Source organism: Streptomyces sp. 8N706 (genome assembly GCF_052245415.1).
Lineage (GTDB): Bacteria > Actinomycetota > Actinomycetes > Streptomycetales > Streptomycetaceae > Streptomyces.
Genome location: NZ_JBQQBW010000152.1, coordinates 1 through 13,493 on the forward strand (window position 1 = coordinate 1; position 13,493 = coordinate 13,493).

Sequence of the window (13,493 nt, forward strand, 5' to 3'; positions counted from 1 at the left end):
CATCGGCATCTATCTCAGCTGGACCGCGGGCCGCCTCGACCGGTTGCACGCCCGGATCGACGCCGCCCGCGCCGCGCTCGACGCGCAGTTGTTGCGCCGTGCGTCGGTCGCGCAGGAGCTGGCCACCTCCGGGGTCCTCGACCCCGCCGCGTCGATCGTGCTCTACGAAGCCGCCCACTCCGCCCGCCAGGCCGAGGAGGAGCAGCGCGAGGTCGCCGAGAGCGATCTCAGCCAGGCGCTGCGGGCCGTGTTCGCGGAGACCGCGCAGGTCGAGGCCGTACGCGAGGCGCCTGGCGGGGAGGAGACCGCCGGAGAGCTGTCCGCCGCGGTCTTCCGCGTCCCGATGGCGCGGCGCTTCCACAACGACGCGGTACGGGCGGCACGGGCGCTGCGACGGCACCGGACCGTGCGCTGGTTCCGGCTCGCGGGACATGCCCCTTCCCCGCTCGCGTTCGAGATGGACGACGAGCCACCGGCGGCCCTGGCGGACCGTACGAAGTGACGGCCCGCAATCGCCGAGTCCGCGGCTTCACTGCCGGGGGCACGGCCCGCGCCCTCACTGCTGCGGCGCACCGTCCGCACGGCGGCCCGACGTCCGTGCGGCACCTCATGGCCGGGGCCTCGCGCCCGTTGCGGGGGCGTTGCCTCGCGCAGCCGGGAGCAACGCCTCGCGGACGGGGGCGGACGGGGGCGGCCGGGAGACGGTCGGGCCACTGACAGGCGATTGGCCCTTGCGGTGTCCTGGGCCGGCACGATTTTGTCATCCGTGTAGTAGTGCGGCGGCCCGCCTGGACCGGAAGGCCGGTCAGGAATGGGGATCGAACGGGCCTACGATGGGCTCATCGCACGTTCATCATCGAGTGAGGTCAAACCGTGTCCACCACGCCCCCCAGCACGTCCGCCAACGCCTTCAACGGGACTCCCGAGACCGGCACCGCGCGCGTCAAGCGCGGCATGGCCGAGCAGCTCAAGGGCGGCGTGATCATGGACGTCGTCACGCCGGAGGAAGCCAAGATCGCCGAGGATGCCGGCGCCGTCGCGGTCATGGCTCTCGAGCGTGTTCCGGCCGACATCCGCAAGGACGGCGGCGTGGCCCGGATGTCCGACCCCGACATGATCGACGGGATCATCAACGCGGTCTCCATCCCGGTCATGGCCAAGTCCCGTATCGGCCACTTCGTCGAGGCGCAGGTGCTGCAGTCGCTCGGCGTCGACTACATCGACGAGTCCGAGGTCCTCACTCCGGCCGACGAGGTCAACCACAGCGACAAGTGGTCCTTCACCACCCCGTTCGTCTGCGGTGCGACCAACCTGGGCGAGGCGCTGCGCCGTATCGCCGAGGGCGCGGCAATGATCCGTTCCAAGGGCGAAGCCGGCACGGGCAATGTCGTCGAGGCCGTCCGCCACCTCCGCCAGATCAAGAACGAGATCGGCCGGCTGCGCGCCCTCGACAACCACGAGCTCTACGCTGCTGCCAAGGAGCTGCGCGCCCCGTACGAGCTGGTCAAGGAGGTCGCCGAGCTCGGCAAGCTGCCGGTCGTGCTGTTCTCCGCCGGTGGCGTCGCCACCCCGGCCGACGCCGCGCTGATGCGCCAGCTCGGCGCCGAGGGCGTCTTCGTCGGCTCCGGCATCTTCAAGTCCGGTGACCCGGCCAAGCGCGCCGCTGCGATCGTGAAGGCCACGACCTTCTACGACGACCCCAAGATCATCGCGGATGCCTCCCGCGACCTCGGCGAGGCGATGGTCGGTATCAACTGCGACACCCTGCCCGAGGCGGAGCGCTACGCCAACCGCGGCTGGTAAAGGCCGGTCGATCCCGTCCGCGGCTCCGCCGCACCGGGCTCCGGCAGTCGTCGGACGGGCGGCCCGCCGATCATCGGCGGGCCGCCCGGTTTCCGTAGGGTCCCCGCACACACCGAGAGGTTCACCCCGTGTCCAGCACCACCCCCGTGATCGGCGTCCTCGCCCTCCAGGGCGACGTACGCGAGCACCTCGTCGCGCTCGCGGAGGCCGACACCGTGGCCCGCCCGGTCCGCCGCCCCGAGGAACTCGCGGAGGTCGACGGCCTGGTGATTCCCGGAGGGGAGTCGACCACCATGTCCAAGCTGGCGGCTCTCTTCGGCCTGCTGGAGCCGCTGCGCGAGCGGGTACGGGCCGGGCTGCCCGTCTACGGCACCTGCGCAGGCATGATCATGCTCGCGGACAAGCTCCTGGACGGGCGCGACGACCAGGAGACCATCGGCGGCATCGACATGATCGTCCGCCGGAACGCCTTCGGGCGCCAGAACGAGTCCTTCGAGGCAGCGGTCGGCATCGCGGGCATCGAGGGGGGCCCGGTGGAGGGCGTCTTCATCCGCGCGCCCTGGGTGGAGTCCGTGGGCGGGGACGTCGAGGTGCTGGCCACGTACGACGGCCACATCGTCGCCGTACGACAGGGCCGGGTGCTCGCCACGTCCTTCCACCCCGAGCTGACGGGCGACCACCGCGTCCACGCGCATTTCGTGGAGATGGTGCGAGCGGAGGCCTGACACGATCCCGGTAGGATCGCAACCGTTCGTGCAGCAATTGGTGACGTGAAGGAGACAGGCGGATGTCCGGCCACTCTAAATGGGCTACGACCAAGCACAAGAAGGCCGTGATCGACGCCAAGCGCGGCAAACTCTTCGCGAAGCTGATCAAGAACATCGAGGTCGCCGCCCGCACCGGCGGCGGTGACCCCGACGGCAATCCGACTCTCTTCGACGCCATCCAGAAGGCGAAGAAGAGCTCGGTTCCGAACAAGAACATCGACAGCGCGGTGAAGCGCGGCGCGGGCCTCGAGGCCGGGGGCGCCGACTACGAGACGATCATGTACGAGGGCTACGGCCCGAACGGTGTCGCGGTCCTGATCGAGTGCCTGACCGACAACCGCAACCGCGCCGCCTCCGACGTACGTGTCGCGATGACCCGCAACGGCGGTTCCATGGCCGACCCGGGCTCGGTTTCCTATCTCTTCAACCGCAAGGGCGTGGTGATCGTCCCCAAGGGCGAGCTGACCGAGGACGACGTGCTCGGCGCCGTCCTGGACGCCGGCGCCGAGGAGGTCAACGACCTCGGCGAGAGCTTCGAGGTGATCAGCGAGGCCACCGACCTCGTCGCGGTGCGCACCGCCCTCCAGGGGGCAGGTGTCGACTACGACTCGGCCGACGCCAACTTCGTTCCGACCATGCAGGTCGAGCTCGACGAAGAGGGCGCACGCAAGATCTTCAAGCTGATCGACGCGCTCGAGGACAGCGACGACGTCCAGAACGTCTTCGCCAACTTCGATGTCTCCGACGACGTCATGGCGAAAGTCGACGCCTGACCGGCCGTCAATTCGGTATGCGTCGACGGGCCGACGGGGAGACGCCCCGTCGGCCCGTCGGCGTTGTCCGCGGGTGTTGTCGGTGCCGACCGATAACCTGCAGGAACATGTGACCGAACGCCTGAGGGGAGGGGCACGATGCGGGTGCTGGGTGTGGACCCGGGACTGACCCGGTGCGGTATCGGCGTGGTCGACGGCGTCGCGGGCCGTCCGCTGCGGATGCTCGGCGTCGGTGTCGTACGCACCCCGGCGGACGCGGACATCGCCCGGCGCCTGGTCCTCATCGAGCGCGGCATCGAGGAGTGGCTGGACGAGCACCGCCCCGAATGCGTCGCCGTGGAGCGGGTGTTCAGCCAGCACAACGTCCGTACGGTGATGGGCACCGCCCAGGCCAGCGCGGTCGCGATGCTCTGCGCCTCCCGCCGCGGACTGCCCGTCGCGCTGCATACGCCCAGCGAGGTCAAGGCCGCCGTCACCGGCAGCGGACGCGCCGGCAAACCTCAGGTCGGCGCGATGGTCACCCGGCTGCTGCGGCTCGACGCGCCGCCCAGACCCGCCGACGCCGCCGACGCCCTCGCGCTCGCCATCTGCCACATCTGGCGAGCCCCCGCCGTCAACCGCCTCCAGCAGGCGCAGACCACGGCTCGCCGCGCCCACGCTCCCGTCCCGTCCCCCGGCCTTCGTCGCGGGGCACCCCAGAAGGGCACCACCCGATGATCGCCTCTGTCCGCGGCCCCGTCGCCGCTCTCGCCCCGGACACCGCCGTCGTCGAGGTCGGCGGTGTGGGCATGGCGGTCCAGTGCACCCCCAACACCCTCTCCGGGCTCAGGGTCGGCCAGGAGGCCAGGCTCGCCACCTCCCTCGTCGTCCGCGAGGACTCGCTCACGCTGTACGGCTTCGCCGACGAGGACGAGCGCCAGGTGTTCGAGCTGCTCCAGACCGCCAGCGGGGTCGGTCCCCGGCTCGCCCAGGCGATGCTCGCCGTGCACTCCCCGGACGCGCTGCGGCTCGCGGTCTCGCAGGGGGACGAGAAGGCCCTCATGACGGTGCCCGGGATCGGCAAGAAGGGTGCTCAGCGGCTGCTGCTGGAGCTGAAGGACCGGCTCGGTGAGCCGGCCGCGGCCCCCGTCGGGGCCCGGGGCACCGGCGCGGCCGGGACCTCCTCCTGGCGCGACCAGCTGCACACCGCCCTCATCGGCCTGGGGTACGCCACGCGGGAGGCCGACGAGGCGGTTGCCGCGGTCGCCCCGCAGGCCGAGGCAGCGGCCGCCGGGGGCGCGACCCCGCCGGTGCCGCAGCTGCTCCGCGCCGCGCTGCAGTCCCTCAACCGGAGCCGTTAGCCCCCATGGCCCGACTGCCCGACCGCCCGACATCCACCTGCTCGCGGCGCGGACCCGCCACCCGGCCGCCCGAGCAGGCAGCCCCGACCGGCCCGCACCACGGCCGCCGACCCGAGAGACCGACGATGCCGCACTCCTCCCGGCAGCATGCCCCGGGGCCCTCGTCCTGTACGGGAAACAGAGCCGTCGGCCGCCGAACCGGGCCCCCGCGGCGGCGGGGTGCGTGCGGCCGCCGGGCCGAGCGGCGTCCTGCGCGGTGGGCCGGCCCGGAGGCCGGGGGAGCGCTGATCTGCCGCTCCGGCAGCGCGCCCGGGGACCCCCGCCCGGACGGAGTCCGGGGAGCGTCACGGACCGGCCCCGCCGCGGTTCCGTGCCCCCACGAACAGACCGCACCGTCGATCAGATCCGCACCACATCGCGAGGCGAACCGCAGTGAACTGGGACGACACCACCCCCGAGGCATCGGAGCGACTGGTCGAGGCCGCCGCCGACGGCGAGGACCAGGCCATCGAAGCGGCGCTGCGCCCCAAGGACCTGGAGGAGTTCGTCGGACAGGAACGGGTCCGCGAGCAGCTCGATCTGGTGCTGCGGGCAGCGCGTCAGCGCGGTGCGACCGCCGATCACGTGCTGCTCTCCGGCGCGCCCGGACTCGGCAAGACCACCCTCTCCATGATCATCGCGGCCGAGATGGGCGCCCCGATCCGCATCACCTCCGGGCCCGCCATCCAGCACGCCGGAGACCTCGCCGCCATCCTCTCCTCCCTCACCGAGGGAGAGGTCCTCTTCCTCGACGAGATCCACCGCATGTCCCGGCCCGCCGAGGAGATGCTCTACATGGCGATGGAGGACTTCCGCGTCGACGTGATCGTCGGCAAGGGCCCGGGTGCCACCGCCATCCCGCTCGAACTCCCTCCCTTCACGCTGGTCGGCGCCACCACCCGGGCCGGCCTGCTGCCGCCCCCGCTGCGCGACCGCTTCGGCTTCACCGGCCACATGGAGTTCTACGAACCGGCCGAGCTCGAGCGCGTCATCCATCGCTCCGCCCGGCTGCTGGACGTCGAGATAGAGCCCGAGGGCGCCGCGGAGATCGCCGGCCGCTCGCGCGGCACGCCCCGTATCGCCAACCGCCTGCTGCGCCGGGTCCGGGACTATGCCCAGGTGAAGGCGGACGGCGTCGTCACTCGCGAGATCTCGGCCGCCGCGCTGGGGGTCTACGAGGTCGACGCCCGCGGCCTGGACCGGCTGGACCGCGCCGTGCTGGGCGCCCTGCTCAAACTCTTCGGCGGCGGACCGGTCGGCCTGTCCACCCTCTCCGTCGCGGTGGGGGAGGAGCGGGAAACGGTGGAGGAGGTCGCCGAGCCGTTCCTCGTACGCGAGGGGCTCCTCGCCCGTACGCCACGCGGAAGGGTCGCCACCCCGGCGGCATGGGCCCATCTGGGTCTGGTGCCGCCGCAGCAGGGCGGTGGCGGGGCGGGGCAGCAGGGATTGTTCGGAGCGTGACCCGGCGATGACGGCGCGGAGACTCGCTCACCGGGGAACCCCGGTGACATGCTGGGCGTTGTTCCACCGGTGCGGACTCGCCTAGACTCCGCCGATGCCGTCCTTGACGGGCGGCGACATCCACCCCCGAATACCAGGCCGCCGCAGATGCGCGGTCGTGCGAAGGAAATTCCGGCCCGTGAATATCGTGACTCTCCTCCCGTTCATCGTGCTCATCGGGGCCATGTTCCTGATGACCCGGTCGGCGAAGAACAAGCAGCGCCAGGCCGCGCAGATGCGCGACCAGATGCAGCCGGGCACCGGCATCCGCACGATCGGCGGGATGTATGCCACCGTCAAGGAGGTCGGCGCCGACACGGTCCTCCTCGAGGTCGCCCCCGGCGTCCACGCCGTCTACGCCAAGAACTCCGTCGGCGCCGTCCTCGAGGACGCCGAGTACAACCGCATCGTCCACGGCATCGAGCCCGACCTCAAGGTCGACGGCCCGTTCGTGCCGGACGACGCCTCCGAGCTCACCGCCGACGGCGCGCCCGCCGCTCCCGTCGCCCCGGCCGACCCGGCCGTGCCCGCCGGCAAGGCCGGTTCCGAGGAGCCGCGAGTCGACCTCGGCAAGGCCGACGCCGATGACGCCGTGGCCGGGAAGGACGCCGAGGAGGCCGAGCCGAAGGACGCCAAGAAGGACGGCGACGCCGACGCGAAGTAGCCCCTCCCACGGACCGCGGTGCTACCGGCGAGGGAGCCGCCCCGTGACCGGGGGCGGCACCCGCCTGTGCGCGCGCCGCGGTCCCCGGACGGTCTAGGCTCCGGCGGGGTACGTCCCCACAGCACTTCGTGGCCGCCCGCGGACGACGATGCGGGACGGTTGGACAGGGAGAAACGAGAAGGTGGCATCACCGAAGAAGGGCCGGAGGCCCTCCGGGGGCCAGGGCAGGCCTGGGCGCGCCCTGGCCCTGATCCTGATCGTCCTGGTCGCGCTCACCGGGGGCATGTTCCTCTCCGGGCACACCACGCCGCGGCTGGGCATCGACCTCGCCGGCGGTACGAGCATCACCCTCACGGCCAAGAACCAGCCGGGTGAGAAGAACGCGATCAACGAGACCAATATGAACACGGCGGTCGGCATCATCGAGCGTCGCGTCAACGGTCTGGGTGTCTCCGAGGCCGAGGTTCAGACCCAGGGCAAAGAGAACATCATCGTCAACATCCCCCGGGGCACGAACGAGAAGCAGGCCCGGGAGCAGGTCGGTACGACCGCCCAGCTGTTCTTCCGCCCCGTTCTGGCGATCACCCCCGGCGGCAAGACCGCCGAGCCGTCCCCGAGCCCCTCCGCCACGGACAAGGCGAAGGGCGGCCAGGAGAAGCCCGGACAGGGCGACCAGGCCAAGACCTCGGCCAAGCCCTCCCCGAGCACCACCACCCAGGGACGTGCCGTCACCGACGCCCTGAAGGACGACCCCTCGCCGAAGGCCACTCCCGCCGGCAAGGCCACCCCCACCGGTAAGCCGGAGCCCTCCCAGCCCCCGGTCCCCGAGCCCCAGCCGGGCGCGGGCGTCCCCGCCGGCCTGCAGAAGAAGCTCGACGCGCTGGACTGCTCCAAGCCCGCGGCACGCGCCCAGGCCGGCCAGGGCGTCAAGCCGACCGACACCACCGTCGCGTGCAGCGACGACGGCAAGGTGAAGTACGCGCTCGGTCCGGCCGACGTCGAGGGCACCGACGTCAGCGACGCCAAGGCCGGATTCGACAACCAGCGCGGCTCCGGCTGGCTCGTCCAGCTCGACTTCAACGACAAGGGCTCGAAGCGGTTCGCCGACTCCACCGGCACGCTCGCGAGCCAGCAGCCGCCGCGCAACCAGTTCGCGATCGTGCTGGACGGTCAGGTCGTCTCCGCGCCCAGCGTCTCCACCTCCATCACCGGCGGCAACGCGGAGATCTCCGGCAGCTTCACCCAGCAGACCGCGGAGGACCTCGCCAACGTCCTCTCCTACGGTGCGCTGCCGCTGACCTTCGAGGAGTCCAGCGTCACCACCGTTTCGGCGGCGCTCGGCGGCGAGCAGCTGCAGGCGGGCCTCATCGCCGGCGCCATCGGCCTCGCGCTGGTCGTCCTCTACTTGGTGGCCTACTACCGGGGTCTGGCATTCGTCGCCATCCTCAGCCTTCTGGTCTCCGCGATCCTCACCTACACGATCATGACCCTGCTCGGCCCAGGCATCGGCTTCGCGCTGAACCTGCCGGCCGTTTGCGGCGCCATTGTCGCGATCGGTATCACCGCCGACTCCTTCATCGTGTACTTCGAACGCATCCGCGACGAGATCCGCGAGGGCCGTTCGCTGCGGCCCGCCGTCGAGCGGGCCTGGCCGCGGGCCCGGCGGACCATTCTGGTGGCCGACTTCGTGTCCTTCCTGGCCGCCGCGGTGCTGTTCGCCGCCACGGTCGGCAAGGTGCAGGGCTTCGCCTTCACCCTGGGCCTCACCACATTGCTCGACGTCGTCGTGGTCTTCCTCTTCACCAAGCCGCTGATGACGATCCTCGCCCGCGGCAAGTTCTTCGGCGGCGGGCACCCCTGGTCCGGCCTGGACCCCAAGCGTCTCGGCGTGAAACCGCCCCTGCGCAGCCGCCGCAGCCGTACCCCCGTCGTTCCGACCGACCCGAAGGAGGCCTGAGATGTCGCGACTCGGCAGCCTCGGCGCCAGGCTCTACCGCGGTGAGGTCGGTTACGACTTCGTCGGGAAGCGGATGATCTGGTACGGCATCTCGATCCTGATCACGATCACGGCGATCGTCGGTCTCGGGGTGCGCGGCCTCAACATGGGCATCGAGTTCTCGGGCGGGGCGGTCTTCACCACGCCGAAGGCGTCCGTCTCCAGCAGTCAGGCCGAGGAGGCCGCCGAGAAGGTATCCGGCCACACCGCCCACGTGCAGGAGCTCGGCACCGGCGGCCTGCGCATCCAGATCGGCGATGTCGACCCGCAGAAGGCCGACCAGATCAAGGCTGATCTGTCCGAGGACCTGAACATTCCGGCGAACGACATCAACGCCGACCTCGTCGGCCCCAGCTGGGGTGAGCAGATCGCCAACAAGGCCTGGACGGGCCTGGGGATCTTCATGGCCCTGGTGGTGATCTATCTCGCCATCGCCTTCGAGTGGCGGATGGCCCTGGCCGCCCTGGTCGCGCTGATCCATGACCTGACGATCACGGTGGGCATCTATGCCCTCGTGGGCTTCGAGGTGAGCGTCGGCACGGTCATCGGCCTGCTCACCATCCTCGGCTACTCCCTGTACGACACCGTCGTGGTCTTCGACGGTCTGAAGGAAGCCAGCAAGGGCATCACCAAACAGACCCGCTTCACCTACAGCGAGATCGCCAACCGCAGCCTCAACGGCACCCTGGTGCGCTCCATCAACACGACGGTGGTCGCCCTCCTCCCGGTGGCCGGCCTGCTGTTCATCGGCGGTGGCGTCCTCGGCGCGGGCATGCTCAACGACATCTCGCTGTCGCTGTTCGTCGGCCTGGCCGCCGGTGCCTACTCCTCGATCTTCATCGCCACCCCGCTGGTCGCCGACCTCAAGGAGCGCGAGCCGCAGATGAAGGCCCTGGCCAAGCGGGTCCGCGCCAAGCGCGCCGCGGCCGCCGCCAAGGGCGCCGGCGAGGAGTCGGAGGGCGCCCCGCAGGACGCCGTCCCGGGCGAGGGGGCGTACGACCAGGACGACGACGAGGCCGCGGCCGCGGGTGTGGTCGGCCAGCGGGCCCAGCCCGCGTCCCGTAACCGCCGTGGCCGCCCCTCGGGGAAGCGCCGATGAGCGCCGCGTCGCCGGAGCTGCGGAGTCTGCTCCTCTCCCGGATACGGGACGTGCCGGACTATCCCCAGCCGGGCGTGACGTTCAAGGACATCACCCCGCTCCTCGCCGACCCGTCGGCCTTCGGCGCCCTCACCGAGGCGCTCGCCGAGCTGTGCGTACGGCACGGCGCCACCAAGGTCGTCGGTCTGGAGGCGCGCGGATTCATCCTGGCCGCCCCGGCGGCCATACGGGCCGGGCTGGGCTTCGTCCCCGCGCGCAAGGCGGGCAAGCTGCCCGGGGCGACCCTGTCGCAGGCGTACGAGCTGGAGTACGGCGCCGCCGAGATCGAGGTCCACGCCGAGGACCTGGTGCCCTCGGACCGCGTCATGGTCATCGACGACGTGCTCGCCACCGGTGGCACCGGCGAGGCGTCGCTGCAGCTCATCCGGCGGGCCGGAGCCGAGGTCGCCGGGGTGTCGGTCCTTATGGAGCTGGGCTTCCTGGCCGGCCGGCAGCGTCTAACCCCCGCCCTCGCGGGCGCGCCGCTGGAGGCCCTGATCACGGTCTGAGACCCGCGGATGAAGGAGGGGCGGGCGGGCCGGGCGGACCGGGCTCCCGCCCCTTCGCCATGCCCCCGCAGCCCCTCCGTCCTGCCCCGGCTCGGCGGCCTCGCACGAGTCCTCGATACCATGGGCATCTCCGGACCTGATCGGGGGGCCGGACCTTCCTCCGTGCCCGACTTCGGCACGGAGGGCCACCACGAGGAGTGCTCTTGCCAGACGAGGCCCAGCCGCTGACCGCCGCGCAACAGCAGAAGGCCTCCGCCGAGGCCGCCGCGGCGGCGGACACCTCTGCCCAGAAGGCGTCCGGCGCGGCGAAGCCCCTGGCGAAGCGCGGCCCCGAGGCCAAGCCGAAGTCCCCCGCCGAGCGGGGGCCGAACGGCGCCGTCGCGGGCGCCACCGGGACCTCCCCGGCCCGCCCGGCCCCGGCCGGACCGGCGCCGCGCTCCGCCTCCTCCAACCGCGTCCGCGCCCGTCTCGCCCGCCTCGGCGTACAGCGCTCCAGCCCGTACAACCCGGTCCTGGAGCCGCTGCTGCGCATCGTCCGCAGCAACGACCCGAAGATCGAGACGGCGACGCTGCGCCAGGTCGAGAAGGCCTACCAGGTCGCCGAGCGCTGGCACCGCGGCCAGAAGCGCAAGAGCGGCGACCCGTACATCACCCACCCCCTGGCCGTGACGACGATCCTGGCCGAGCTCGGCATGGACCCGGCCACGCTGATGGCCGGACTGCTGCACGACACCGTCGAGGACACCGAGTACGGCCTGGACACCCTGCGCCGTGACTTCGGCGACCAGGTCGCCCTGCTCGTCGACGGCGTCACCAAGCTCGACAAGGTCAAGTTCGGTGAGGCGGCCCAGGCCGAGACCGTACGCAAGATGGTCGTGGCCATGGCCAAGGACCCGCGCGTCCTGGTCATCAAGCTCGCCGACCGCCTGCACAACATGCGCACCATGCGCTACCTCAAGCGGGAGAAGCAGGAGAAGAAGGCCCGCGAGACCCTGGAGATCTACGCCCCGCTGGCGCACCGGCTGGGCATGAACACCATCAAGTGGGAGCTGGAGGACCTCGCCTTCGCGATCCTCTACCCCAAGATGTACGACGAGATCGTGCGGCTGGTGGCCGAGCGGGCCCCCAAGCGGGACGAGTACCTCGCCGTGGTCACCGACCAGGTGCAGGGCGATCTGCGCGCGGCCCGGATCAAGGCGACCGTCACCGGCCGCCCGAAGCACTACTACTCCGTCTACCAGAAGATGATCGTCCGCGGCCGGGACTTCGCGGAGATCTACGACCTGGTGGGCATCCGTGTCCTCGTCGACACCGTCCGCGACTGCTACGCGGCGCTCGGGACCATCCACGCGCGGTGGAACCCGGTGCCGGGGCGGTTCAAGGACTACATCGCGATGCCCAAGTTCAACATGTACCAGTCGCTCCACACGACGGTCATCGGGCCCAGCGGCAAGCCGGTCGAGCTGCAGATCCGCACCTTCGACATGCACCGGCGCGCCGAATACGGCATCGCCGCGCACTGGAAGTACAAGCAGGAGGCCGTCGCGGGCGCCTCCAAGGTCCGTACCGATGTGCCCAAGCGGTCGGGCAAGGACGACGCGGTCAACGACATGGCCTGGCTGCGGCAGCTGCTGGACTGGCAGAAGGAGACGGAGGACCCGGGTGAGTTCCTGGAGTCCCTGCGCTTCGACCTGTCGCGCAACGAGGTCTTCGTCTTCACGCCCAAGGGCGATGTCATAGCGCTTCCGGCCGGGGCCACTCCGGTCGACTTCGCGTACGCCGTGCACACCGAAGTCGGCCATCGGACCATAGGGGCCCGGGTCAACGGCCGGCTCGTACCGCTCGAATCGACCCTGGACAACGGCGATCTCGTGGAGGTCTTCACCTCCAAGGCGTCGGGAGCGGGTCCCTCCCGTGACTGGCTCGGCTTCGTCAAGTCACCGCGTGCCCGCAACAAGATCCGCGCGCACTTCTCCAAGGAGCGCCGTGACGAGGCCATAGAGCACGGCAAGGACGCCATCGTGCGGGCGATGCGCAAGCAGAACCTGCCGATCCAGCGCATCCTCACCGGCGACTCGCTCGTCACCCTGGCGCACGAGATGCGCTACCCGGACATCTCCTCGCTCTACGCGGCCATCGGGGAGGGGCATGTCTCCGCGCAGAACGTGGTCCAGAAGCTCGTCCAGGCCCTCGGGGGCGAGGACGCGGCGAACGAGGACATCGCCGAGACCGCCCCGCCGATCCAGCGCCGTACCAAGCGCCGGTCCAACGCGGACCCGGGTGTGGTCGTCAAGGGCGTGGACGACGTCTGGGTCAAGCTCGCCCGCTGCTGTACGCCGGTGCCCGGCGATCCGATCATGGGTTTCGTCACGCGGGGGAACGGGGTCTCCGTACACCGCCAGGACTGTGTCAACGTCGATTCGCTGTCCAAGCAGCCCGAGCGGATCCTCGAGGTCGAGTGGGCGCCCACCCAGTCCTCGGTCTTCCTGGTCGCCATCCAGGTGGAGGCGCTGGACCGCTCCCGGCTGCTCTCGGACGTCACCCGCGTGCTGTCCGACCAGCACGTCAACATCCTCTCCGCCGCCGTGCAGACCTCCCGCGACCGGGTGGCGACCTCGCGCTTCACCTTCGAGATGGGGGACCCCAAGCACCTCGGGCACGTTCTGAAGGCGGTGCGCGGTGTGGAGGGCGTCTACGACGTCTACCGGGTCACCTCGACCCGCCATCGCTAGTGCTGTGACCGGGTAGGTTCACCGGCTCGCGACGCCCGGCACGGCACTCCCCCAGCTACCTCCCCCGGCCGAAGGCTGGGGGAGTGCCCCCACGTTGCGGTGTCGGAGTCGCCCGGGTACTCCCCTGGCCTTCGGCATGGGGGACCCCAGTACGAGGGCGATCTCTCCCGGAACCGCCGTGCGATGCACCGCACCGGACGCCGCGAGCTTCCCGGCAAACCCTCCCGGTCAC

Annotated in this window: 12 protein-coding genes; all 12 read left to right on the plus strand. The window is 71.1% G+C overall.

Translation table 11 applies throughout. The annotated features are described in order from the left end of the window. The first annotated feature begins 1 nt into the window (after position 1). The 12 genes from ACTWQE_RS31470 to ACTWQE_RS31525 all read left to right on the plus strand — a co-directional run bounded on the left by ACTWQE_RS31470 (position 2) and on the right by ACTWQE_RS31525 (position 13,261). Entirely contained in the window at positions 2–502 is a 501-nt protein-coding gene (locus ACTWQE_RS31470; protein ID WP_443332497.1) for a hypothetical protein, read from the plus strand. 371 nt (positions 503–873) lie between these two features. Then, entirely contained in the window at positions 874–1,803 is a 930-nt protein-coding gene (pdxS, locus tag ACTWQE_RS31475; RefSeq protein ID WP_443332498.1) for a pyridoxal 5'-phosphate synthase lyase subunit PdxS, read from the plus strand. A 128-nt stretch (positions 1,804–1,931) separates the two neighbouring features. Beyond that, complete coding sequence (gene pdxT / locus ACTWQE_RS31480) at positions 1,932–2,528, plus strand: pyridoxal 5'-phosphate synthase glutaminase subunit PdxT (RefSeq protein WP_443332499.1); 597 nt, start codon at positions 1,932–1,934, stop codon at positions 2,526–2,528. Between the two features lie 62 nt (positions 2,529–2,590). Then, complete coding sequence (locus ACTWQE_RS31485) at positions 2,591–3,343, plus strand: YebC/PmpR family DNA-binding transcriptional regulator (protein ID WP_443332500.1); 753 nt, start codon at positions 2,591–2,593, stop codon at positions 3,341–3,343. A 138-nt stretch (positions 3,344–3,481) separates the two neighbouring features. Beyond that, positions 3,482–4,060 (plus strand): crossover junction endodeoxyribonuclease RuvC, encoded by a 579-nt coding sequence (gene ruvC, locus ACTWQE_RS31490; RefSeq protein ID WP_443332501.1) that lies wholly within the window; start codon positions 3,482–3,484, stop codon positions 4,058–4,060. After that, positions 4,057–4,683 (plus strand): Holliday junction branch migration protein RuvA, encoded by a 627-nt coding sequence (ruvA, locus tag ACTWQE_RS31495; protein WP_443332502.1) that lies wholly within the window; start codon positions 4,057–4,059, stop codon positions 4,681–4,683. The genes ruvC and ruvA overlap by 4 nt, the downstream gene beginning before the upstream one ends. A 432-nt stretch (positions 4,684–5,115) precedes the next feature. Then, positions 5,116–6,183 (plus strand): Holliday junction branch migration DNA helicase RuvB, encoded by a 1,068-nt coding sequence (gene ruvB / locus ACTWQE_RS31500; RefSeq protein ID WP_443332503.1) that lies wholly within the window; start codon positions 5,116–5,118, stop codon positions 6,181–6,183. A gap of 178 nt (positions 6,184–6,361) precedes the next feature. Beyond that, entirely contained in the window at positions 6,362–6,886 is a 525-nt protein-coding gene (gene yajC / locus ACTWQE_RS31505; RefSeq protein WP_443332504.1) for a preprotein translocase subunit YajC, read from the plus strand. Between the two features lie 181 nt (positions 6,887–7,067). Beyond that, the gene (secD, locus tag ACTWQE_RS31510) at positions 7,068–8,843 is read left to right on the plus strand and encodes a protein translocase subunit SecD (RefSeq protein WP_443332505.1); all 1,776 of its coding nucleotides are present in this window, start codon (positions 7,068–7,070) and stop codon (positions 8,841–8,843) included. A 1-nt stretch (position 8,844) separates the two neighbouring features. Next, positions 8,845–9,981 carry a protein translocase subunit SecF gene (gene secF / locus ACTWQE_RS31515; RefSeq protein WP_443332506.1) on the plus strand — a complete coding sequence of 379 codons (1,137 nt, stop codon included), beginning with the start codon at positions 8,845–8,847 and terminating at the stop codon, positions 9,979–9,981. After that, positions 9,978–10,529 (plus strand): adenine phosphoribosyltransferase, encoded by a 552-nt coding sequence (locus ACTWQE_RS31520; protein WP_443332507.1) that lies wholly within the window; start codon positions 9,978–9,980, stop codon positions 10,527–10,529. The genes secF and ACTWQE_RS31520 overlap by 4 nt, the downstream gene beginning before the upstream one ends. 203 nt (positions 10,530–10,732) lie before the next feature. Beyond that, positions 10,733–13,261 (plus strand): RelA/SpoT family protein, encoded by a 2,529-nt coding sequence (locus tag ACTWQE_RS31525; protein ID WP_443332508.1) that lies wholly within the window; start codon positions 10,733–10,735, stop codon positions 13,259–13,261. Positions 13,262–13,493: the final 232 nt, after the last annotated feature.

Coding starts and splice junctions, on each gene's coding strand:
- secF (WP_443332506.1), top strand. CDS start 8,845: ATGTCGCGACTCGGCAGCCTCGGCGCCAGGCTCTACCGCGGTGAGGTC.
- ruvA (WP_443332502.1), top strand. CDS start 4,057: ATGATCGCCTCTGTCCGCGGCCCCGTCGCCGCTCTCGCCCCGGACACC.
- ACTWQE_RS31485 (WP_443332500.1), top strand. CDS start 2,591: ATGTCCGGCCACTCTAAATGGGCTACGACCAAGCACAAGAAGGCCGTG.
- ACTWQE_RS31520 (WP_443332507.1), top strand. CDS start 9,978: ATGAGCGCCGCGTCGCCGGAGCTGCGGAGTCTGCTCCTCTCCCGGATA.
- ruvC (WP_443332501.1), top strand. CDS start 3,482: ATGCGGGTGCTGGGTGTGGACCCGGGACTGACCCGGTGCGGTATCGGC.